We start from the raw sequence: 21,146 nt of genomic DNA on the forward strand, positions 1-21,146 counted from the left end.
CCGGCTTTACAGGTTGGGAATTGCTGAACACGATAGCAGGAACGCGCAACGACGATTGCGCCTGATAAGGTCGGTCGGCCTTCATCTTCAGGAAAGCATCGAACTCGCAATGAGGCCCGCGACAGCGACCACCCACACGATCGAGATCATCGTCCAGAACACCGTGAGAAACCTGCGTCTCCTGAAGAGAGGTTCGATGGAAGGAGCCGCTGTTTCAACGGGACCAATGTCTTCCGATGCCGCGAGATATTTTGCCATTTCGATCTCCCTGATGTGAGCCTGAAACGATCCCAGATTCGTAAAAGTTCCTCGCTTACGCCGCGGACGCCGTCACATTCTATTGCCTCCTGTTACCGCTTTGCATTCCCTCGTGTTTAGACCGAATTCGCACAATTCAAGGCTGATTCCGGCTTGAAAACGGATAGCCGAACTCAACCACAGGACTTGGTCTTCAACCCGCGATAACACTCGTCGCTTGTGAATATTTTGCTGCAGCGCAAAATTTTGGTTGATTTGGAAACGGTCATTCCCTAATCATTCAGTCATGACGACAACTCTCTCCAGCACCGGAAAACTTCGGGGACGTCCCCGTGAGTTCGACATGGACGCCGCGCTTGACCAGGCGCTCCGTGTTTTTTCCGAGCGTGGATATCATGCAACTTCGATCAGCGAGCTGACGGAGGCAATGGGATTGACGTCAGGCAGCGTCTACAAGGCCTTCAAGGACAAGCGTGGAGTCTTTCTGGCCGCCTTTGATCGATATCGCTCAGTGCGCCTCGGCGTCCTGCGCAATGACGTGAGCAAGGCGGAGACGGGACGCGACGGCTTGTTCGCCATGCTCCATGTCTATGCGAACGCATCGCACGGGGTCGAGGGCCGGCGCGGCTGCCTCGTTGTCAACAGCGCCACGGATATGGCCCTCTTCGACGAAGAAGCTGCGAGACGTGTTGCAGCTGCCTTTGAAACCGACGAGCGCGTCATGGTCGACTTGATCAAGCTTGGCCAGAGCGACGGTTCCATCCGTGCAGAAGTCGACGCAGAAGCGGTCTCCCGCACTTTGCTTTGCCTCATGAAGGGCATGCGCATCGTCGGCAAGACCGATCGCAGTCACGCGGAAATGAAGGCCGTGGCCGAAACCGCAATGAAATTACTGAACTGATTTTCGAAAATAATTTTGGAGCCCCTTGGGCTCCACTTCTATCGCCAAGGAGCATCTTATGACCGCAACTGCCGCACAAGCGCGGGAGACGGCCGCACCCGTCTCGGAGCCGACCATATCGCCGTGGCTCACTTTCATGTTCGCCGCAGCCTGCGGGCTCGTGGCCGCAAATCTCTATTATGGCCAGCCGCTCGCCGGCCCCATTAGCCGTGAACTCGGCTTTTCGCCGGCTGCGACCGGCCTTATCGTGACGCTGACGCAGATCGGTTACGGTCTCGGGCTGCTGCTGATCGTGCCGCTCGGCGATCTGCTTGAAAACCGCCGGCTGGTGCTTGTTCTGACCGTCGTCTCGGCGATCGCCCTGATCGGCGCGTCGATCTCGACCACGCCCGGTATCTTCCTGCTTGCCTCACTCTGCATCGGCCTCTCGTCCGTCGCCGTCCAGGTGCTTGTTCCTTTTGCTGCCAATATGGCGCCTGATGCGTCGCGCGGCCGCGTGGTCGGCAACGTCATGAGTGGCCTGCTCTGCGGCATTATGCTTGCCCGCCCGTTTGCGAGCTTTGTTGCCGAAGCCTCCTCCTGGCAGACCGTCTACATCGTCTCGGCTGTGGTGATGATCGTGCTGGCCGTCATCCTGCGCGCCGTGCTGCCGACGCGTGTTCCGCAGGCAAAGCTGCACTATGGCCAGCTCCTCGCCTCGATGGGACACCTGGCCATACACAGCCGGGTGCTCCAGCGCCGGGCGCTCTATCAGGCCTGCCTGTTCGGCGCCTTCAGCCTCTTCTGGACGACCTCGCCGCTGCTCTTGGCAAGCCCGGCCTTCGGCCTCTCGCAGAACGGCATCGCCCTTTTCGCACTGGCGGGCGCTGCCGGCGCCATCGCCTCGCCGATTGCCGGACGGCTTGCCGACCGTGGTCTGACGCAGATCGCCACCACCCTTGCCATGCTGCTCGGAATGGGATCGTTCCTGCTCAGCCATTTCGCCACCACCGGCTCGCTTTCAGCCCTGCTTTTGCTGACCGCGGCAGCCATCCTGCTCGATTTCGGCGTGACGACCAACCTCGTCTGCGGCCAGCGTGCGATCTATGGGCTAAGCCCCGAACATCGCAGCCGCCTCAACGGCCTGTTCATGGCCACCTTCTTTGCCGGCGGCGCTTTCGGTTCGGCAATCGGCGGCTGGGCCTTTGCGACAGGCGGCTGGACGCTCACGGCCTGGATCGGCTTCTGCTTCCCGACAGTCGCCCTGCTGTTCTTCGCAACGGAACTTCGCCGCAGGTAACAATGTGATCATAGAGGCGCCGGACTTCGGCGGCGCCTCTCACTTCTCCGTTTCGTCAAATTTCTTGCGTGCTGCGCGAACGGCGTCGTGATTGGCCTCGGCCCAGTTCAGAAGCTGCGCCAGCGGCCCATAGAGCGACCGGCCGAGATCGGTCATGCGATACTCGACACTCGGCGGCTTCGTCGGAAAGACTTCCCGCTCGACATAGCCGTCCCGCTGCAGGTCCCTCAGCGTCTGCGTCAGCATGCGCTGCGAAATATCGGGCACCATGCGCCGCAATTCCCCGAAACGATAGGGCTTCTGCGCCAGCGCCTCCAAAAGCAGGGTCGACCACTTGCCTCCAATCTGCGCAATGAGATCACGAACCGGGCAATTGGTGAAATCGAGCTTGCTGAACTCAACCGTTCGCACCGGCGTTTCAGCCTTGTTACGCAGATTGACGACAGAGGCGGCCATGTAGGTTCCCTTTTGGTAACGTAGAGCGCAAAAACTGCCTTCTTTACAGCAAGACGTCAATTCCTATTCTAGTGCTAGTCTCTTTTTGAGACCAGAAACAGCGGCCAATCGGCCGTAGATAAAGGAAAGCCCCATGAGCAACAAACTTCTCGTTACCGGCGCAGCCGGTCAGCTCGGCCAGCGCGTGATCCATCATCTCCTGGAAACCTACAAGGTCGCGCCATCGGACATTGTCGCGGCCACCCGCAGTCCGGAAAAGCTTTCGGATCTGGCGGCCAAGGGCGTCGTTACCCGCAAGGCGGATTTCGACGATGCCGTCACGCTCGCCGACGCCTTCGCCGGCATTGATCGCCTGCTGATCATCAGCACCGACAGCCTCGACACGCCAGGCAAGCGTCTTGCCCAGCACAAGGCAGCGATCGAGGCAGCGAAAAAGGCCGGCGTGAAGCATATCCTTTACACTTCCATGCCGAGCCCGGACAATTCGCTCGTCACTTTCGCCCCGGACCATCTCGGCACCGAACAGGCCATCCAGGCGAGCGGCATCACCTATACGATCCTGCGCGATGCCTGGTACATGGACAATTTCATGTTGTCGCTGCCGCACAATCTGCAGGTCGGCAGCTGGTATACGGCGGCCCATAGCGGCCGCGCTCCCTACATTTCGCGTGAAGACTGCGCTCTGGCAATCGCCGCCGCACTCGCCTCCTCATCAACCGGCAACGCCACCTACACGCTGACAGGCGCCAGGTCGCTGTCGATCGAGGACGTTGCCGCCACTGTCGCCGAAATCGTCGGCAAGCCGCTGCAGGTGATCAATGTCACCGACGAACAGCTCGCCGCCGGCCTGACCGGTGCCGGCCTGCCGAAATTCGTCGTCGACATGCTGGTCTCCGCCGATGCCAATATCCGCGCGGGCAACTTCGATGTCGTCAGCAGTGATTTCAAGACACTGACCGGCAAGGAGCCGCAGACGCTGAAGAGCTTCCTTGAAGAGCGCAAGGCCGTCCTGGCTGCTTGATTTTACGCCGCTGCGCCAATGTCTTTCGTCATCCTCGGCCTCGTGCCGAGGATCTGCAGCATATCAACAAAATGAAACGTGGCAGATGCTCGGGACAAGCCCGAGCATGACGAAAAACCATTGACCGTTCGAGCCGATCAAACCTTCTGGCCGCAGGCCCGGCGGAAGCGGCGCACCGTTTCCGCCATGCCGTATTCCAATGCGTCGGCGGTCAAACCATGACCGATCGAAGCCTCGGCGATTTGCGGAATGCGCTTGAGCAGCGCCGGCAGGTTTGCGACCGTCAGGTCATGCCCGGCATTGACGGCAAGTCCATTTGCGGTTGCGGCATCCGCAGTCTTTCCCAGTGCTTCTAGGATAACAGCCGCGCGCTCCGGCGCATCGAAGCAGCCGCCATAGGGTCCGGTATAAAGCTCGATACGGTCCGCGCCAATCTCCTTGGCGATCGCCACTGCCTCCGCGTCGCCGTCGCCATCCGCAAAGAGGGAAACGCGGCACCCGATCTTCTTGTACTTCTCGGTCACGCGGCTGAGGAAATCGCGGTGCTTGCGGAAATCCCAGCCGTGGTCCGAAGTCGCCTGCGAGGGATCGTCGGGCACAAGCGTTACCTGCTCCGGCTCGACACCAGCGCAAAGGTCGAAAAATTCGTCGGTCGGATAACCTTCGATGTTGAATTCCGCATCGGGAAATTCATCGTCGATCAGCGCGCGAATGACCGGCAGATCGGAGAAACGGACGTGGCGCTGGTCGGGCCTCGGATGCACCGTCAGGCCGCTTGCGCCGGCATCGAGCGCGATACGGCCGAGGCCCTCGATGCTCGGCCAGGGCAGATCGCGCCGGTTCCGCAGCATGGCGATGGCATTAACATTGACGGAGAGCTTGGCTGGCATAGCGACGTCCATATTGCATAAACGGAAGGTACCTCGCTTTTATGCCAAGAGAGGCCCCGAGGCCAACGAGTTTCCGATATCAACTCATGCAAAAGATTGATGATGTCACCCGCATTCTCTGGGGGTTCAGCGCGATGCTACCTCCTTCGGGCGATTCCTAATCCAGGCAAAAGCAGATAGCCTCCTATGTCGGTGATCGGTTATTTGCAGACCGCCGATGGTAGGAGCGAAGGTCTGCGACGAAGGCTATCCCGTTTCAGGGTAAGCGTTTTCAGCGTTCTCGGGGGAGCTGAACCCAGCTCTGCGCGATGATGAATCGAAAGCCTATGCCGCATCGGCCTTCCCTTGGGAGCGCCGAGGATGTTCGTTTGCCTTGGACAAGGCAGTCGGGCCGGCAGGGGAAAGGACATGAGGTGAAGAAGACAATATCCTAAGGAGGGGTATATGCCTGACGGTTCCAAACGTCTGTTTGCTGCCGCCAAACTCGCCTCGGAAGCCCGGGCGAGGTACAGGTTCTTGCCCGCCGCAGCGCTGCCGCCGGAGCTCCCTAACGGGCCGATTGCCATTGCCGATATGGCAAACGCCTTTGGCGTCACCCACAGGACATTGCACTTCTACCAAGAGAAGGGCCTGATTTCGGCCGACCGCATCGGGTTGATGCGCGTCTACGGCATCGAAGACGTGCTGCGCATGGCCGTCATCAACGTCTGCCGCGAAACAGGAATGCCCATCGCCGTCATCCAGGAATTGATGGAAGAGCTGCATCGGGCAGAAACACAGGAAGATGCAGAAGAGGTGTTCCACACCGCGCTCTACGCGCGCAAGCGCGAACTCGGTGGCGAGGCCACGACAATCCAGCGGCAGATGCAGAAAGTAAACGACCTCCTCGACTACAACAGCGTCGCCGAAACGGAGCGGCTGAATGACAATCGCGACCCCTCGGCTTTGACCGATCAGGAGCGTCGCTGTCTAGAAAAGATGGTGGAAGGTCTGACGCCCGCCAGAATAGCAAAGGCGCTGGATATCAAGACCGAGGAAGCCCAGGCCCTAGAAGCATCCGTCATCAAAAAATTCGGATCGAGCAATCGCTTCCAGACCGTTGCCAAGGCCGTATTGCTCGGCATCGTCAAGACGGAATAGTATCCCGCCAATGCGTCAGCGCACGATCGTCAGCGTCTCGGCCGCCCGGGTAATTGCGGTATAAAGCCAGCGTTCACGGGTATCGCGGAATGCCCAGCTTTCATCGAACAGCACGACATTGTTCCATTGCGAACCCTGCGCCTTGTGCACGGTCAGCGCATAGCCATAGTCGAACTCGTCGTAACGCTTGCGCGTAGACCAGGGGATCTCGCCGTCCACATCCTCGAAGGCCTGCTTCAGCAATTTGATCTTGGCAGCGCCCCGATCCATGTCGTCGTCTTCCGGCTTGATCAGCAGGTTGATGCCGGGCTTGGTCGTCTCGCGTGAAGACGTCATCACCTGCCAGAGCGAGCCGTTGAGAAGGCCCTTTGCTGGATCGTTGCGCAGGCAGACCAGCTTGTCGCCAGATTGCGGATAGTCGGTCGTGAAGCCCTTCAATTCGCGCAAACGCTGATTGTAGCGCCGCCGCGTCTTGTTCGTGCCGACCAGCACCTGGTCCGCGTCCATGACGAGCGGCTGCGTCACCTCGTTCTTGGAGATGACCTGCGCGGTGCCGTAGTCGCCATACATGATCTCGTTGCCTTCGCGCACCTGCATGGCAAGCTTGATGATCGGGTTGTCGCGGGCCTGACGATGGATATCCGTCAACAGGTAGTCCGGCTCCTCATTCGTGAAGAACCCTCCGCCCGAGACCGGCGGCAGCTGTCCGGGATCGCCAAGCACCAGGATCGGCGTGCCGAAGCTCATCAGGTCCTTGCCGAGCGCTTCGTCCACCATAGAGCATTCGTCGATGATGATCAGCGCGGCCTTGGCGACCGGGCTCTGCCGATTGATAGTGAACATCGGCGCGATCGAGGTCTTGCCGGTTTCCTCGTCCTCGACGGCCTCTTCGCCGCGGGGCCGGTAGATCAGCGAGTGAATGGTCTTGGCGTTGCTTGCGCCGCGCGAACGCAGCACCTGCGCCGCCTTACCGGTGAAGGCGGCAAACAGCACCTCGCCGTCGACATGCTCGGCAAAATGCTTGGCAAGCGTCGTCTTGCCCGTTCCGGCATAGCCGAAAAGGCGAAACAGCGGCGAGCGCCCTTCCTTCAGCCATTTCGAAACGGCCTTGAGGGCTTCATCCTGTTGAGGGGCAAATTGCATCCTGCGACTTGGCAGGATTCGGGCGACGGAGGCAAGGAAGAAATCCTTCGAACCGGCCTCGATCCGAAACCTTTGCAATCAAGCAAGGATGCCCGCATCCAGAGATGCGGGCATGTCGCCGTTACTCTGCAGCCTGGCGAATGTCGTCTTGCAAGGTGGCTGCAGCCGCCGTCCGCGGTCCGAGCGCGGCGAGCAACGTCACGGCAACGGAGAGCGCAGCGACGAAGGCCGTCCCGGCAACATAGGCGTTCCAGCCGAAATCAGGAGCTGCGGCGAAAATCGCCGAAGCCGCCGCAAGCACAATGCCGCCGCCGATCTGGAAGGAGGCAAAGAGCAGCCCCGAGGCTAGTCCCGACTGTTCGTCTTCGACATCAGACAGTGCTGCCACCTGCACGGAGGGATAGGTCATGGCATAGCCAACGCCGAGCAGGAGCTGCGACACGCCGACGAGAACGATCGGGTTGATCTGCCCGAAAGCGCCGACCCAGAAGATATAGCTGATCGCCTGCAACCCGACGCCTGATGTCATCAGCCCCGTGGCGCCACGACTTTGCGCAATCAGCGCAAAACGCGGAGCGAGGAACATCACGCAGGCTCCGCCGATGGCAAAGCAGAAGCCTGTCGTGAAGGCCGACCATCCGAAGACATTCTGGTAATAAAGCGTCGCGATGAACTGGAAACCGACATAGACGCCCTGGAAAAGGGCCGCCAGCGCATTGGCATGGCTGAGCTTTGCCCGTCGGAATATCGCAAGCGGCACCATGGGATCGGCATGGCGCGACTCGACCCTGAGGAAGAGCAGGATCAGCACCAGCGCCGCCAGCAACGAACCCCATGTCGGGAATGTTGCCCAGCCGGCAGCGGCGGCATTGGTGATGCCGAAGACGAAGAGAAGCAGTCCGGGCGTGATCGTGATCGCGCCGGCCCAGTCGAAGCGCGGTCGGTGTCCAGTCCGGGCATGATCTTTCGGAAGGACAAAGGGAGCAACGACGAGCGCGAGGATTGCCACCGGCGCGCCCATGACCAGGGTCGCACGCCAGCTGATCAGCGTGGCGGCGCCGCCGAGCACCATGCCGAGAACAAAGCCGGCCGCGCCCGTCGAGGCAAAGACGCCGAGCGCCTTCGCCCGCTTTTCGCCCTCGCCGAAGACGGACAGCAGTAGCGCGAGTGCTGCCGGCGCGGTGAAGGCCGCTGCAATGCCCTTGATCAGGCGCGCAGCAATCAGCGTCGTGCCGCTATCGACGAAACCGCCAGCAATGCTTGCGGCCGCAAAGACACCGAGCGACCAGAGGAAGACGCGGCGGTGGCCGAAGAGATCGGCCACGCGCCCGCCAAGCAGCAGGAAGCCGCCATAGCCGAGCACATAGGCGCTGACGGCCCATTGCAGTGAGGTCGCCGGCATACCAAGTTCGGATTGGATCGCGGGAAGAGCAACGCCGATGGTCGAGACGTCCATGGCGTCAAGGAAGTTGGCAGCGCAGAGCAGCAACAAAGCCAGCCCTGCCCCACCTTGGGATTTGGAAAGGGTCATCGAAATCGTTCCTTTTGATGCTGCCGCCTGGGAGGTGAAAACGGCAGGGAACGAGAAAATGTACATCTTCCTTCCCTATTGCAAATTGATAGTATCCATGTCAGGTATTACTCACAATGATGAATGACGCCGCCCTCCGCAAAGTCGACCTCAATCTCCTGCTCGCATTTTCGGTGCTGATGCAGGAACGCAATGTCAGTCGCGCTGCCGAGCGATTGCTCCTCGGCCAGCCGGGCCTTTCGGCTGCGCTCCGACGACTGCGCGAGACGCTGGATGACGAGCTTTTCGTTCGGGTTGGCCGCAGCCTGCAGCCCACGCCACGCGCGCTTTCCATCGCCCCTGCGATCGAGGATGCGCTGTCCGGCATCGAACGCGCTATACGCCCGCCGCTCGATTTCGACCCCTCGACCTGGGAAGGCGAGTTCCGCATCGGCATGTGCGACAATCTCGAATCCGCCTTCTTCGGCCCGCTCGCGGCAAGGCTGAGCAAGCTGGCGCCGAACGCCAGGCTGGTCGGTCTCGCGTCGGAAAAGCGCGACGGCGGACGGATGCTCGACGAAGGCCTCTATGATTTCAGCGTGGCCGTCCATGACGAGCCGGCCTCCTGGCATGTCCGCGCGCCGCTCTTCGATCAGAAATCGCTCTGCATCTACGACCCGAAACAGCTCCAGCTGACGACGCCGCTCACTCTGGAGGAATTCACCAAAGCCTCGCATGTGGCCGTCTCTTTCGAGGGCACGACGGCGGATATCGACCTTGTTGCCCGGGCAGTTGGCTGCTGCCGCCGCGTTGTCGCTGCAGTACCGCGCTTTTCGGCCCTGCCGATGACGCTCAGCCGCCTGCCTGTCATCGCAACCATTCCGGAATCGATCGCCCGCTGCATGGCGCAATTGCACGGCTTCGCCGTCGCCGCACCGCCCTTCGACCTGCCGGCCATTCCGGTAACGATGCTCTATCGGCGCATAGACGAGACGGATCCGCGCGCGCAATGGTTCAGGCGGCTGTTCATCGAGGTCGCAGACGAAGCCCTGATGGATTGCGGTTGCGCCGTCGGCATTTTCCCGGAAACCTGCGGCAAAGTGGAACCCGTGGCAGCGAGGGTTTAAAGGGTCAGACGATCACCAAAAAACTCTGGAATGGCCGGGAATAAAATCGCAGCAAACCGTGTCTCATGTCCGGCGCCGCACATTGCGAGCCCTTTGCAACCGAGGAGACAGCCCCCATGAAAGCCGTAAAATTTCTGCCGATCCTGATATTGGCATCCACTGCCGCAACCGCAGCCCTCGCCGCTGAACCGGTGAAGACCGTCGAAACCTCCAAGGGCAAGGTTCTTGCCGGCGAGAATGGCATGACCCTCTACACCTTCAAGAACGACAAGAAGGACGTGTCCAATTGCAACGATGATTGCGCCAAGGCATGGCCGCCGCTGATGGCGGACGCCAAGGCCAAGGCTGGCAACGGTTACTCGATCATCAAGCGCAAGGACGGCTCCATGCAGTGGGCCAAGGGCGGCATGCCGCTCTATTTCTTCGTCAAGGACACCAAGGCTGGCGACGTTGCCGGCGACGGCTTCAAGGGCGTATGGGATGTCGCACGGCCCTGATTGGACCGACAGGGCCGCGGGGGGCACTTCCCCCGCGCCCGATGCTTTCGAGACGCAGGTGCTTGCGCTCCTGCCCTCGCTGCGGCGCTATTCCCGCAGCCTGACGCGATCGGATATCGATGGCGAAGACCTGCTGCAGGATTGCGTCGAGAAAGTATTGATGCGGCGCGGCCAATGGCGCGGATTGAACCTGCGCGGCTGGGTGCTGACCATCATGACAAATCTCTATCGCAATGGCCTGCGCCAGCGGGGCGGTCGAACCTTTGTCGATCTGGACGACAGCACCGACCTGCCCTCGCCCGAGATCGATGCCGATCCGCTGGAACGCTCACGGCTTGAGATCGCACTGAACACGCTGCCGGAGGAGAATCGCGCAGTGCTGATGCTCATCGTCGTCGAGGGCTACAGCTACCAGGACGTCGCCAACATGCTCGACATACCGATCGGTACCGTGATGTCGCGCCTGTCGCGCGCGCGCAAGCGGCTGAGCGACCTGATGAATTCCGACAATGTCGTGACGCTTCGGAGACCGAAATGAACGAACGAAACCCAACCGTGACCGAAGCGGACCTGCATGCCTTTGCAGACGGGCTTTTGCCGCCCGGCGAAAATGCGAGGTTGGAAGCGTGGCTCTCGGACAATCCGGAAGAGGCCGCCAAGGTCGCCGGCTGGAAGGCCCAGAATGCCGAGATCAAGACGCTGTTTGCGCCCTATGCCCGAACGAAGGACAGCGACCGCCTCCTTGTCACCAGCCAGAGACGCCAGGATCGCAGCAGGCTGAGCAGACGCCTGTCCATTGCCGCCGCCGCTGCTCTCGTCTTCCTGGCGGGTGCTGCCGCCGGCCACTATGGCCCGCAATTGCTGGGCCGCCCCGAGATCCAGCTTGCAAGCATCGAGGCGCTGCCGCGCCAGGCGCAATCTGCCTTTCTCGTCTATGCGAGCGAGGTCCGGCATCCCGTGGAGGTCGGCGCCGATCAGGAACCGCACCTTGCGACCTGGCTGGGCAAGCGGCTGAATATCGCCGACCTTAGGGTTCCGAGCCTTCAGAAGCTCGGCTTCCAGCTCGTCGGCGGCAGGCTGCTGCCAGTGAATGGCACGCCCGGTGCGCTCTTCATGTATGAGGACGCGACCGGCAAGCGCATCACCGTTCTCGTCGGCCGCAACAAGCTGAACACGACGACGAGCTTCCGCTTCGCCAATGCAGGCACGCTCGATACCTTCTACTGGATCGACGGCGATATCGGCTATGCGGTTACGGGCGAGATCTCGCGCGACATGCTTAGGCAGGTGGCGGAGGAATGCTACAAGCAGTTTCCGTCCTCCTGAAGCAATTCCAGCAAAAGTGTGCAGCGGTTTTGCGTCCGGAATTGCGAGAAACCAAACAGAAATCAGCGCTGCGGATCGTTCTCCAAAAGGATCGGCATGCCGTGCGGTGTCGCCTCCGCCGCGCGCTGCCAGCTTTCCTGCAGCGCCCGAATGGTTTGCCCGTCCGTCACGCCGCGATCGACCAGAAGGCTGGAAAGGGCGGCGACCCAGCAGTCGAAATAATCGCTGCCATCCTCCGCTCGATCGGGCTTGTGCAATTCCGCTGACAGACGCTCCGCCCATTCCGACCAGCTGAAGAGACCGCGCTCGTGAAGATGCACGGTCATCGCGAAAGCTTCGGCGGCCCAGGGTTCTGGAAACACCGGCTCTCCGTCGGTCGATCGCGGCAGCTGCGGCGAGTCCCTGAGCGGTGACGCCGTCTCACACACGCTCAAGATAGCTCTCCCAGGCATCGATCGATACCGTCAGGGAGGGATCGGCTCCCTCGCCCCATATTTCCGGTGCATCGAAGACGACGGTATAGACCCATTGCGGGTTCTCCCCCTTGCCATGGGCATTGTCATCGGGGAACACGAAGGAACCCTGCACCGCCTCGACTACCCCCGTCTTTGCGCGCGCATAACGCGGCAGGCGGGTATGGGTTGTCGGATTGAAATTCTTGGTGCGCACGCGGTCACCGACGGTGAAAACCGCCGCAGTTTCGACAGGCCGGTCGCAAGGCCCGCCCTTGGCAAGGACGCCCGCCACCATTTCGGCTTTCAGCGCCCGCTTTGGAACGGTGCCCGGCAGCAGATCGCGTCCCTCGGCCAATTCCTCCGGCGTTGCGAAACCATGGCGCTCCAGCAGCATGTCGATGCCGCGAATCCAGATTTCGTAGTAGCTGGCCGAAAGATATTCGGCGGGCGGAATGTTCTCCCGCGCATGCCGGCTTTCGTCGATGTTCCAGGCACCAAAGGCGCCACAGGACAACGTGATGCCGAGCGCCCGCTTTTCCCAGTCGGCATGAAAATAGGGTTCATTGCGCTCGGGCGCGACGGGACCGAAGCCCATCTGCCCGCCAAGATCGTGCGGCCCGTTCATGCGCTCGCCTCCGCACGCCCGGCGATATCAGTGCCGATCATCGCGTCGCGGCTGACGAGACCTGCCAGCTGCTCCTCGCTGAAACCATCCGTACCATCCGGCCGCTCGGGGATGACGAGGTAGCGCAGCTCGGCCGTCGAATCCCAGACACGTATCTTCTTGTCCGCCGAAAGCGTCAGCCCGAATTCGGCAAGTACACCGCGCGGATCGATGACGGCACGGGAGCGATAGGCCGGCGCCTTGTACCAGACCGGCGGCAAGCCGAGCACGGACCACGGATAGCAGGAGCAAAGCGTGCAAACGACGAGGTTGTGCGTCTCCGGCGTGTTGAAAACGGCGCGCATATGCTCACCCTGCCGGCCGGTGAAACCGAGACTGGCGATTGCCGCCGTCGCGTCCCGTTTCAGCCATTCGGCAAAATCGGGATCACTCCAGGCTTTCGCCACCACCTGCGCCCCGTTGCGCGGCCCGACCTTGGTCTCATAAATCTCGACGATCGCGTCGATTGCCCCAGGGTCGATCAATCCCTTTTCCGTCAGCAGCGTCTCAAGCGCCCGCACACGGGCCTGCATGTCGGAATAGCTGTTGTCGTGGTCATGATGGTGATGATGATCATGACCGTCGTGGTCGTCGTTATCGTGCAAGGCGCCCTCCCCGAAACAGAGCGCCATCCTAAGCGCTCGCTCCATCTCCGCCAAGCGGGTTCTTGAGGGGCGCCGCTCGCAGCCGGTCTCCAGGCCATCATCGACTCGGCTGCGGTGCCCTTGCAGACACCGCAGCCGGAACAATCAGACCAGCGATCAGAAGCGCTCGCCGACCATTTCTTCGCTCTTCGCCCAAAGCGCCTTGGCGCGTTCCGGATTGAGCGCATAGGCGAGAACGCCTTCACTGACGGGGCTGATGACCCCTTCGGTTACGGTCGAAACGTGGCAATTCTCGCAATACCGGCCGCCAACCTCTTCGCCGATCGCAACAACGCCAGCCCAGACGGATGTCGCCGCACCCTGCGGAATGGTCTTCAACTGGTATGGCGGCTTGCCTTCGGCTGCGAGATCCGAGTTGATCTTGTCGAGCATCGCTCCAAGCGCCCCGGGATCGAGATGGCGCGCAAGCTCGGTCTGGATGCCGCCGGGATGCACGGCAGTCGCGCGAATGCCGCGCTCCTTGTGCCGGCGGTCGAATTCGACGGCAAACAGGATGTTGGCGGTCTTCGACCGGCCATAGGCGAGCCAGGGATCATAGGCGGTGTGCTCGAAGTTCGGATCGTCGAGATCGACATCGGCGAAGCGATGGCCCGACGAAGAAAGATTGACCAGCCGGCCGCCCTCTTTGATCAAAGGCGCAATGCGGTTGACGAAGGTGAAATGGCCGAGATGGTTGGTTCCGAATTGCGTCTCGAAGCCATCGGCCGTGTGGCCGAACGGCGCCGCCATGACGCCCGCATTGGCAATGACGATATCGAACGACCGCTTGTCCGCCAGCAGCGCGTGGGAAGAAGCGCGAACGCTCGTCAGCGAAGCAAGGTCGAGTTCTATCAGTTCGAGGCTGCCGGCGTTTGCGGTCAGCGCGCGAACCGCTGCTGTCGCGGCCTCCGCCTTGGCAAGATCGCGGGCTGCACCGACAACCTGCGCACCGTGCGCGACAAGCGCCCGCGCCGTCTCGACGCCGAGGCCGGCCGAAACGCCTGTCACCAGCACGCGTTTGCCGCTGAGGTCGACACCGGAAAGTACATCGTCAGTCGTGGAAGTGGCTCCAAAAAGTCCCGTCATGAAAATCTCCTTCACATGTGGACGTAGTCGGCACCCATCGCGGTGGACCATTGTCCGTTGCCCCCGAATGGAATAAGAGGAGGGTGCCTCCGATTAAATACGGAGGCACCCTCCGTTTATCAATGGGTCATCGTGTAGTGTGACGAAAAAAATCGAGCAACCCGTTCCCCGCAAGCCGCGCGCAGATGCCGAACGCAACCGACTGCGGCTGCTTGAGACCGCAAAGACCGCCTTTGCGCAGAAGGGTGCCGATGCGAGCCTCGAGGAAATCGCGCAATCCGCGGGGGTCGGGATCGGAACGCTCTACCGCCACTTCCCGAACCGCGACGCGTTGATCTCGGCCGTCTATCGCAACGAAACCGAGCAGCTCGTCCGCGCAGCGGAGCGGCTGTCGGCCACGCATCCGCCCACCGAGGCGCTGCGGGAATGGCTGCTTGTGTTCATCGACTATATCGCCACGAAGCATGGAATGTTCGCGGCGCTCAATTCGCTTGTCGGCGGCACCTCGGATCTCTACGCCGCTTCAGGCACCCAGATTAGGCAGGGGATCGAAATGCTGACTGCCCGCGCCATCGCAAGTGGCGAGATCAAGCTCGACATGGATCCTCTCGACCTTCTGCGTGCGGTGGCTGGAGTCGCGAACGTCGCGCCGGATTCCAACTGGAAGGCGGCGGCAAGCCGTCTCGTCGACATCATGATCGCGGGGCTCAAGACCACGGCTAAGGAAGGGTCCTGATGCCTTTGGATGCGCTGTCGCGATTGGCGGCATTTGCCACATGGTAACGCATTCTTCGCTAGCTTGCCCTCCATGAAAATCCTGATTCTCGGTGCCACAGGCTTCATCGGCTCGACGATCGCCGCGCGACTGCTCGGCGACGGGCACGACGTGACTGGGCTGTCGCGCAATCCCGGTCGTGCCGGGATCAAGCAACCGTCGATTTCCTGGATCAAGGCCGATCTTGCGGCAATGACAGAGCCTTCGGACTGGCGGCAGACATTGCAAGGCTGCGATGTCGTCGTAAACAGCGCCGGTGCGCTGCAGGACGGATTGTCGGACGATCTCTTTGCCGCGCAGGAAAAAGCGATGCTTGCGCTCTACGCCGAAGCAAGGAACGCAGGCATAAGACTGGTCGTCCAGATTTCAGCCCGCACGGATTGCGCCGGCAGCGATCGTCCATTCCTCGCAACAAAGCGCAACGCCGATCGCGCGCTTGCTGCATCTGGATTGCCGCATGTGATCCTGCGCCCGGCACTGGTCATCGGCCGCAATGCGCATGGCGGAACCGCCCTGTTGCGCTCGCTTGCCGCCCTGCCCCTCATCCTTCCGCTGGTTCATGCATCAAGCCCCATTGAAACGGTCGCGGTGGACGATGTCGCGGCCGTGGTCAGCACTGCTGTCGACGGTCGGTTGCAACAGGGCATGGACATCGACCTTGCGAGTGGCGAAGTGTCCAAGCTTGCCGATCTCGTCCTGCTCCATCGCCGCTGGCTCGGCCTGCCGCCCGCCCATGTGATCCCCATTTCCGGAAGCCTGGCGCGGCCGATCACCTGGCTTGCCGATATGGCCGGTCGGCTCGGTTGGCGCTCGCCGTTGCGATCGACGGCGATGGCCATCATGTCCGAAGGCGTCGTCAGCCGACCGACTGCCCAACCCGCTTTCGACCTGAAGCTTAAGACGGCAGCCGAAACGCTTGATGCCAATCCATCCGCCGTCCAGGATCTCTGGTTTGCGCGGCTTTACCTGCTGAAACCGCTTGCGACAGGCGGCCTGTCGCTGTTCTGGCTGCTGTCCGGACTGATCCCTCTCCTCTCGCCGATGGCTGCGGCCGGGCATTTCCTCGCCTTCATGCCGAAGACTTCAGCCATCCTGCTGACCGTTGCAACCTGCCTGCTCGATATCGCGCTCGGCGCGGGTGTTCTGGTCAAACTCTTTTCGCGCCTCGCTCTCTGCGGAATGATCGCAACCACACTCGCCTATCTCGCCGGCGGCACCCTGCTTGAGCCCTCCCTCTGGCTCGATCCGCTGGGGCCGCTGGTCAAGGCAATCCCCTCGCTGCTTTTGACTTTGATGACGCTTGCAATCCTGGAGGAGCGTTGATGCCGGTGGAATTGCTTCTGCTGCTGCATGTCATCGGCGCGACCGTACTCTTCGGCACAGGCGCCGGCATCGCCTTCTTCATGGTCATGGCACATCGCACCCGCGACCCCAAGCTGATTGCCCATGTCGCCGAAACCGTCGTGATCGCCGATACGGTCTTCACGGCGACAGCAGCTATTCTCCAGCCGGTGACAGGTTACCTGCTCGCCCAAAGCATCGGTTGGTCGCTGGAGGAAGGATGGATCGCGCTGTCGCTGCTGCTCTACGTCGTGACCGGCGTCTTCTGGCTGCCTGTGGTCTGGATCCAGATCCGCCTGCGCAACCTCGCCCGCGCCGCGGCGGCAAAAGGCCTGCCGCTGCCGCCAGCCTATTTCAGCCTCTACCGCATCTGGTTCGCCTGCGGCTTTCCGGCCTTCTTCGCAGTGATCGGCATTCTCTGGCTGATGCTGAACAAGCCCCCGATCGCGCTATTTTAGCATCGGCCAAAGGCTGAGGACGAGAAGCACCGCCATGCTGATGTTGAACCATTTGAGGCGAACAGGGTCGGACAGCCAGTTGCGCAGCGCCGAGCCGAAACCGGCCCAGGTCGAAACGCTCGGGAAATTGACCGCGGCAAAGGCAAGCCCGACGATCAGCACGCTGACGAGATAGATCTGCGGAATCGTATAGGTGGCCATTGCCGTGACGGCCATGACCCAGGCCTTCGGATTGACCCATTGGAAAGCCGCTGCCGAAAGAAAGGACATCGGCGCAACGTCGTCCTGCTTTTTCTCGGCGAGGCTGCGCGACGTACCGATCTTCCAGGCAATCCAAACGAGATAGGCCCCGCCGGCAAATTTCATCGCCGTATAGAGGACCGGCACCTCATGCAGCACCGCGCCGAGACCAAGGCCGACAGCGAGCAGCAGCACCAGGAAGCCGATGGCGACGCCGAGCATATGCGGGATCGTCCGGCGAAACCCGAAATTCACGCCCGACGCAAACAGCATCATATTGTTCGGCCCTGGCGTGATCGAGGTGGTGAAAGCAAACAGCAACAGGGCCAGAAACGTATCCAGCGGCATGAGATCCTCCCGAGGAGTTCCGCTCCGATCAAGCCGGGCGGCTTCTTATTATGTCAGTATAGCTGACCTATCGGAGACGATCCAGCCACGCAGTTGTCATGGTGACAGGATTGAACGTTGGCGGCGCCACAAGCACCAAGGCAAATCACTCGGTTCTGTTGATCGTATAGATCCCGGTATCGTCCGGCTTAACCAGAAGCTGCTTGTCCTTGCCGTCGCTGTCCTTGTTGTAATAGGCCTCAAGCGCCTTGGTCAAAGTTTCGTTCGCTTTGCCGTTCGGGTCAACCATGGATTGGACGAGGGTTTGGATGGACACGCCCATCTTGTCCAAGCCAAGCTTGTGAGCGACTTCCTGGAGGGCCGCTGGGCTTACATGTTCCAGCTGGCGAGCGATCGCTTCGCCATACTCAGGCAGCGTGTCATAATCGTCTTCATTGATGCCAATCTCTTGCCCCAGGCGCTTATAAAGATTGAGCTTGATCTTGGTGATATCGACACTGTTGACGCTGAAAATATCGTCGGAAACCTTCGATTGCGCCTTCGTCGGCTGGGAACCGACCTGCGCGTCGGAAGATTTATTGGCGGGGTTGCCATTGGCAATCGACACGATGGCATCCGCCACAGACGTCTTCTTCGCCGGCCCGGACAAAACGACTGGCTGCTGAAGAACTTGCAGGGCTACTTTGCTTGCTGAAAAAACCGATGTCATCGTAATCTCCAATCTCCGCTGGTCGACCGTCATGGAGCAGCGGCTTGGTTCGATACGGCATCATGCTGTAGCTGAAAGACCATTATCAATTCAGGATTGTGGAAAAATCTGGTTAAAAATTGATAAAGTAAACATTCCTGAAAGTTGTATCCTTAGCGTTCCGGCACCCCTTTAGCCACCGCTAGCCAACAAAATCGAGATCCAGCGATGCCGTCTTCCATCCCCACCATCGCCTTCCCTTCCGGCGCTAGCGTCCCCTCCCTCGGCCAGGGCACCTGGAACATGGGTGAGAACCCTGCCCGCGCCCGCGAGGAGATCGAAAGCCTGAAGGCTGGCATCGATCTCGGCATGACGCTGATCGACACCGCCGAGATGTATGCCGAAGGCGGCGCCGAGGAAATCGTTGGGCGTGCGGTCGAAGGACGACGCGCCGAGGTCTTTCTGGTCAGCAAGGTCTATCCCTGGAATGCCAGCCGCCAAGGCACGGTCGACGCCTGCGAGCGCAGCCTGAAGCGCATGAAGACCGATCGCATCGATCTCTATCTCCTGCATTGGCGCGGCAACCACCCGCTCGCCGAAACGGTCGAGGTCTTCGAAGGCTTGAAAGCCGCCGGCAAGATCGGCGCCTGGGGCGTTTCGAATTTCGACGCTGACGATATGGAGGAACTTCTGGCCGTTCCCGGCGGAAAGAATGTCGCCGCCAATCAGGTGCTCTACAATCTCGGCCGCCGCGGTATCGAATTCGACCTCCTGCCTTGGTGCCAGCAGCGCAATATCCCGGTCATGGCCTATTCACCCATCGAGCAAGGCCGCCTCGCCCACCATCCGGACCTGATCCATCTCGCCAAGGCCTACCAGGCAACGCCGGCTCAGATCGCGCTCGCCTATGTCCTGGGCCAGAAAGGTGTGATCGCCATACCGAAGACAGCCAAGCCCGAGCACGTCCGCGAGAATCGAGAGGCGGTATCGATTGAGCTGACTGAAGCCGATCGCGCCGCCCTCGACAGAGCCTTCCCGCCGCCGAGGAGAAAAAAGCCGCTGGAAATGATCTGACCTGCGGCTCTCTAGATTCTAGAGCACCGACAATCCTTCTGCCTGCAGAGCCTTCCGCACTGAAGGGCGGGACCGCACGCGCCCGTACCATGCCTGCAGGTTCGACAAATCATCGAAATGAATGTCGGCCCTGTAGTGGCTTGTCAGCCAGGGCGCCTGACCCCAGCTCGTGAGCGCGAAAAGATAGGCGTCGGCAACCGTGAAATTGTCTCCCAGGAGATAGGGACGATTTGCCAGCTCCTCGTTCATGAACGCATAGCGCTTTTCCAGTTTCGGCTTGGCAGTCTCGACATATTCGCCGGCCAGCCGCGCATAGAGCAGCGGAATGAATCCTTTGTGGATTTCAGAATTCAGGAAGCTCAGCCACTGCTGAAGCTTGTAGCGCTCCATCGTGCCATTCGTGGGCGCCAGCCTCAGTTCCGGCCTTAGGTCGGCGAGATACTGAACGATTGCCGGGCCTTCCGTGAGGATCGTGCCGTCATCGAGTTCGAGCGCAGGGACATAACCGAGCGGACTGATGTCCTTGAAATTCTCGGCCGCGCCGACGCTCTGCTTTTTGCTGTCCACCAGCACAAGTTCGGCGTCGATACCGAGTTCGTTGAGCACGATATGCGGCGAAAGCGAGCAAGCGGCCGGAATATAGTACAACTTCATGTTTTTTCCCTTTTCGATGTCCACCAACACCCGACGCATTGGGGTTGGCGGCAATCTAAAAGGTCGGGCTATTTTTTAAAGAAGGCACTATAATGTGGTGTAGGTACATATTTTATACTGGGGAGCAGGCATGAGGGGAAGGACATGAAGGAAAGCGTCACGAACTGCACCGTCGAGGAAGCAATGCGGCTTCTGGGCGGCAGGTGGCGGCTTTTGATCGTGTTCTTCCTGCTGGATGGCCCCAAGCGTTTCAACGAATTGAGGCGCAGCGTCCCCGGCATTTCGCAGCGAATGCTGACGCTCGATCTTCGCGCTCTGGAGGAGGCCCAGCTGATCAAGCGTACGGCTTATCCGACGGTGCCGGTCACAGTCGAATATGAGCTCACCGAAGACGGCAAACGGCTGGTTCCAGTCGTCAAGGTCATGCAGGAATTTGGAAAGTGGTTGCTGGAGCGGGAGCAGCCGGCGCCAGCAGCCAGGAATGCGTAAGCCAGCGCCTGACGCTGCAAGTATGCTCGCGTCAGGCAATTCCAGCAAAGCTACATTGAGCATTCGCTGGAATTACTCTGTTGCAGTGCCGATTACATTCCCTGCGGCCCGCGGTTCATCGCAGCGATACCCGTGCGGCACACTTCGATCAGGCCGAGCGGCTTCATGATCGCCACGAACTGGTCGATCTTCGACGACTTGCCCGTGATCTCAAGAATGAAGTGCTCGACTGTCGCGTCGACCACCTTCGCGTGGAAGGCATCGGCCAGTCGCAGCGTCTCGGCACGGGTCTCGCCGCTACCGATCACCTTGATCAGCGCTACTTCGCGTTCGATCGGCCGCTCCTGGCGAAGCTCGCGAGCACGCACGGTCAGGTCGACGACGCGGTGGACAGGAACGATGCGCTCGAGCTGCGCCTTGATCTGCTCCAGCACCTGCGGCGTGCCGCGCGTCACGATGGTGATGCGCGAGAGGTGCGCCTGGTGCTCGGTTTCTGAAACCGTCAGGCTTTCGATGTTGTAGCCGCGGCCGGAAAACAGGCCGATGACGCGGGCAAGGACGCCCGGCTCGTTATCGACGAGAACCGAAAGCGTGTGGTTTTCGACTGCTGCGGTTTCCGGCGAAATGAAGTAGGCGGAACCGGTGGGTTGAAGGTGTGCGTTCATTGTGGGTGTTCCTATTC

At 60.7% G+C, this 21,146-nt stretch carries 26 protein-coding genes; 13 read left to right on the forward strand and 13 right to left on the reverse strand.

Features of this window, described 5'->3' with window-relative positions; translation table 11 throughout:
- Positions 1-87: 87 nt before the first annotated feature.
- A complete protein-coding gene (locus tag DTW90_RS36965) occupies positions 88-258 on the reverse strand; it encodes a hypothetical protein (protein ID WP_188079854.1) in 171 nt (56 codons plus the stop codon).
- Positions 259-544: 286 nt separating this feature from the next.
- On the opposite strand from DTW90_RS36965, the gene DTW90_RS00805 reads away from it, so the two are divergent.
- Positions 545-1,159 (forward strand): TetR/AcrR family transcriptional regulator, encoded by a 615-nt coding sequence (locus tag DTW90_RS00805; protein WP_149336025.1) that lies wholly within the window; start codon positions 545-547, stop codon positions 1,157-1,159.
- 58 nt (positions 1,160-1,217) lie between these two features.
- Positions 1,218-2,438, forward strand: coding sequence for an MFS transporter (locus tag DTW90_RS00810; RefSeq protein ID WP_149336026.1), 1,221 nt, complete (start codon positions 1,218-1,220; stop codon positions 2,436-2,438).
- 39 nt (positions 2,439-2,477) lie between these two features.
- Here the strand turns inward: DTW90_RS00810 and DTW90_RS00815 are convergent, their stop codons facing one another.
- Positions 2,478-2,894, reverse strand: a complete 417-nt coding sequence (locus DTW90_RS00815) for a helix-turn-helix domain-containing protein (protein ID WP_132524296.1) — start codon at positions 2,892-2,894, stop codon at positions 2,478-2,480.
- Positions 2,895-3,027: 133 nt separating this feature from the next.
- Here DTW90_RS00815 and DTW90_RS00820 point away from each other — a divergent pair, with 133 nt between their 5' ends.
- A complete protein-coding gene (locus tag DTW90_RS00820; RefSeq protein WP_149336027.1) occupies positions 3,028-3,915 on the forward strand; it encodes an SDR family oxidoreductase in 888 nt (295 codons plus the stop codon).
- A 137-nt stretch (positions 3,916-4,052) separates the two neighbouring features.
- Here DTW90_RS00820 and DTW90_RS00825 read toward each other — a convergent pair whose 3' ends face one another.
- Positions 4,053-4,805 (reverse strand): pyridoxine 5'-phosphate synthase, encoded by a 753-nt coding sequence (locus DTW90_RS00825; protein ID WP_149336028.1) that lies wholly within the window; start codon positions 4,803-4,805, stop codon positions 4,053-4,055.
- A 444-nt stretch (positions 4,806-5,249) separates the two neighbouring features.
- Between DTW90_RS00825 and DTW90_RS00830 the strand changes: the two genes are divergently transcribed.
- Positions 5,250-5,945 (forward strand): MerR family transcriptional regulator, encoded by a 696-nt coding sequence (locus DTW90_RS00830; RefSeq protein WP_132524293.1) that lies wholly within the window; start codon positions 5,250-5,252, stop codon positions 5,943-5,945.
- Between the two features lie 15 nt (positions 5,946-5,960).
- Here DTW90_RS00830 and DTW90_RS00835 read toward each other — a convergent pair whose 3' ends face one another.
- Together DTW90_RS00835 and DTW90_RS00840 are read right to left on the reverse strand one after the other, a co-directional pair.
- On the reverse strand, positions 5,961-7,088 hold the full coding sequence (locus tag DTW90_RS00835) for an ATP-dependent RecD-like DNA helicase (protein ID WP_149336029.1): 1,128 nt from the start codon (positions 7,086-7,088) through the stop codon (positions 5,961-5,963).
- Positions 7,089-7,209: 121 nt separating this feature from the next.
- Entirely contained in the window at positions 7,210-8,619 is a 1,410-nt protein-coding gene (locus tag DTW90_RS00840; protein ID WP_149336030.1) for an MFS transporter, read from the reverse strand.
- Positions 8,620-8,735: 116 nt separating this feature from the next.
- Between DTW90_RS00840 and DTW90_RS00845 the strand changes: the two genes are divergently transcribed.
- From DTW90_RS00845 to DTW90_RS00860, 4 genes are all read left to right on the forward strand, one after another.
- The gene (locus DTW90_RS00845; protein WP_149336031.1) at positions 8,736-9,725 is read left to right on the forward strand and encodes a LysR family transcriptional regulator; all 990 of its coding nucleotides are present in this window, start codon (positions 8,736-8,738) and stop codon (positions 9,723-9,725) included.
- A 116-nt stretch (positions 9,726-9,841) separates the two neighbouring features.
- On the forward strand, positions 9,842-10,222 hold the full coding sequence (locus DTW90_RS00850; protein WP_149336032.1) for a hypothetical protein: 381 nt from the start codon (positions 9,842-9,844) through the stop codon (positions 10,220-10,222).
- Positions 10,206-10,760 carry an RNA polymerase sigma factor gene (locus tag DTW90_RS00855; protein WP_149336033.1) on the forward strand — a complete coding sequence of 185 codons (555 nt, stop codon included), beginning with the start codon at positions 10,206-10,208 and terminating at the stop codon, positions 10,758-10,760. Before DTW90_RS00850 ends, DTW90_RS00855 begins: the two co-directional genes overlap by 17 nt.
- Entirely contained in the window at positions 10,757-11,548 is a 792-nt protein-coding gene (locus DTW90_RS00860; protein ID WP_149336034.1) for an anti-sigma factor, read from the forward strand. Before DTW90_RS00855 ends, DTW90_RS00860 begins: the two co-directional genes overlap by 4 nt.
- A 62-nt stretch (positions 11,549-11,610) precedes the next feature.
- Here DTW90_RS00860 and DTW90_RS00865 read toward each other — a convergent pair whose 3' ends face one another.
- From DTW90_RS00865 to DTW90_RS00880, 4 genes are all read right to left on the reverse strand, one after another.
- The gene (locus DTW90_RS00865) at positions 11,611-11,982 is read right to left on the reverse strand and encodes a nitrile hydratase accessory protein (RefSeq protein WP_149336035.1); all 372 of its coding nucleotides are present in this window, start codon (positions 11,980-11,982) and stop codon (positions 11,611-11,613) included.
- Positions 11,969-12,628 carry a nitrile hydratase subunit beta gene (gene nthB, locus DTW90_RS00870; RefSeq protein WP_149336036.1) on the reverse strand — a complete coding sequence of 220 codons (660 nt, stop codon included), beginning with the start codon at positions 12,626-12,628 and terminating at the stop codon, positions 11,969-11,971. Before nthB ends, DTW90_RS00865 begins: the two co-directional genes overlap by 14 nt.
- Complete coding sequence (gene nthA, locus DTW90_RS00875) at positions 12,625-13,272, reverse strand: nitrile hydratase subunit alpha (protein WP_149336037.1); 648 nt, start codon at positions 13,270-13,272, stop codon at positions 12,625-12,627. Before nthA ends, nthB begins: the two co-directional genes overlap by 4 nt.
- Before the next feature lie 156 nt (positions 13,273-13,428).
- A complete protein-coding gene (locus DTW90_RS00880; protein ID WP_149336038.1) occupies positions 13,429-14,397 on the reverse strand; it encodes an SDR family NAD(P)-dependent oxidoreductase in 969 nt (322 codons plus the stop codon).
- 139 nt (positions 14,398-14,536) lie between these two features.
- On the opposite strand from DTW90_RS00880, the gene DTW90_RS00885 reads away from it, so the two are divergent.
- From DTW90_RS00885 to DTW90_RS00895, 3 genes are all read left to right on the forward strand, one after another.
- A complete protein-coding gene (locus DTW90_RS00885) occupies positions 14,537-15,133 on the forward strand; it encodes a TetR family transcriptional regulator (protein WP_149336039.1) in 597 nt (198 codons plus the stop codon).
- A 72-nt stretch (positions 15,134-15,205) separates the two neighbouring features.
- Positions 15,206-16,495: an SDR family oxidoreductase gene (locus tag DTW90_RS00890; RefSeq protein WP_149336040.1), complete on the forward strand. Its 1,290-nt coding sequence runs from the start codon at positions 15,206-15,208 to the stop codon at positions 16,493-16,495.
- Positions 16,495-16,971, forward strand: a complete 477-nt coding sequence (locus DTW90_RS00895; RefSeq protein ID WP_149336041.1) for a DUF2269 domain-containing protein — start codon at positions 16,495-16,497, stop codon at positions 16,969-16,971. Before DTW90_RS00890 ends, DTW90_RS00895 begins: the two co-directional genes overlap by 1 nt.
- Here the strand turns inward: DTW90_RS00895 and DTW90_RS00900 are convergent.
- Positions 16,963-17,559 (reverse strand): LysE family translocator, encoded by a 597-nt coding sequence (locus DTW90_RS00900; protein WP_149336042.1) that lies wholly within the window; start codon positions 17,557-17,559, stop codon positions 16,963-16,965. The two genes, DTW90_RS00895 and DTW90_RS00900, sit on opposite strands and share 9 nt — an antisense overlap.
- Positions 17,560-17,704: 145 nt before the next feature.
- Positions 17,705-18,268: a hypothetical protein gene (locus DTW90_RS00905; protein ID WP_132524279.1), complete on the reverse strand. Its 564-nt coding sequence runs from the start codon at positions 18,266-18,268 to the stop codon at positions 17,705-17,707.
- A 207-nt stretch (positions 18,269-18,475) separates the two neighbouring features.
- Between DTW90_RS00905 and DTW90_RS00910 the strand changes: the two genes are divergently transcribed.
- Entirely contained in the window at positions 18,476-19,321 is an 846-nt protein-coding gene (locus DTW90_RS00910; protein WP_149336043.1) for an aldo/keto reductase, read from the forward strand.
- Positions 19,322-19,339: 18 nt separating this feature from the next.
- On the opposite strand, the gene gstA is transcribed toward DTW90_RS00910, so the two are convergent.
- On the reverse strand, positions 19,340-19,975 hold the full coding sequence (gene gstA, locus DTW90_RS00915) for a glutathione transferase GstA (RefSeq protein ID WP_149336044.1): 636 nt from the start codon (positions 19,973-19,975) through the stop codon (positions 19,340-19,342).
- Positions 19,976-20,119: 144 nt separating this feature from the next.
- Between gstA and DTW90_RS00920 the strand changes: the two genes are divergently transcribed.
- Positions 20,120-20,464, forward strand: coding sequence for a helix-turn-helix domain-containing protein (locus DTW90_RS00920; protein ID WP_149336045.1), 345 nt, complete (start codon positions 20,120-20,122; stop codon positions 20,462-20,464).
- 92 nt (positions 20,465-20,556) lie between these two features.
- Here the strand turns inward: DTW90_RS00920 and ilvN are convergent, their stop codons facing one another.
- A complete protein-coding gene (gene ilvN, locus DTW90_RS00925; RefSeq protein WP_149336046.1) occupies positions 20,557-21,129 on the reverse strand; it encodes an acetolactate synthase small subunit in 573 nt (190 codons plus the stop codon).
- Positions 21,130-21,146 lie beyond the last annotated feature (17 nt).

Source organism: Neorhizobium sp. P12A (assembly GCF_008365395.1).
In the GTDB taxonomy this organism is placed as follows: Bacteria; Pseudomonadota; Alphaproteobacteria; order Rhizobiales; family Rhizobiaceae; genus Rhizobium.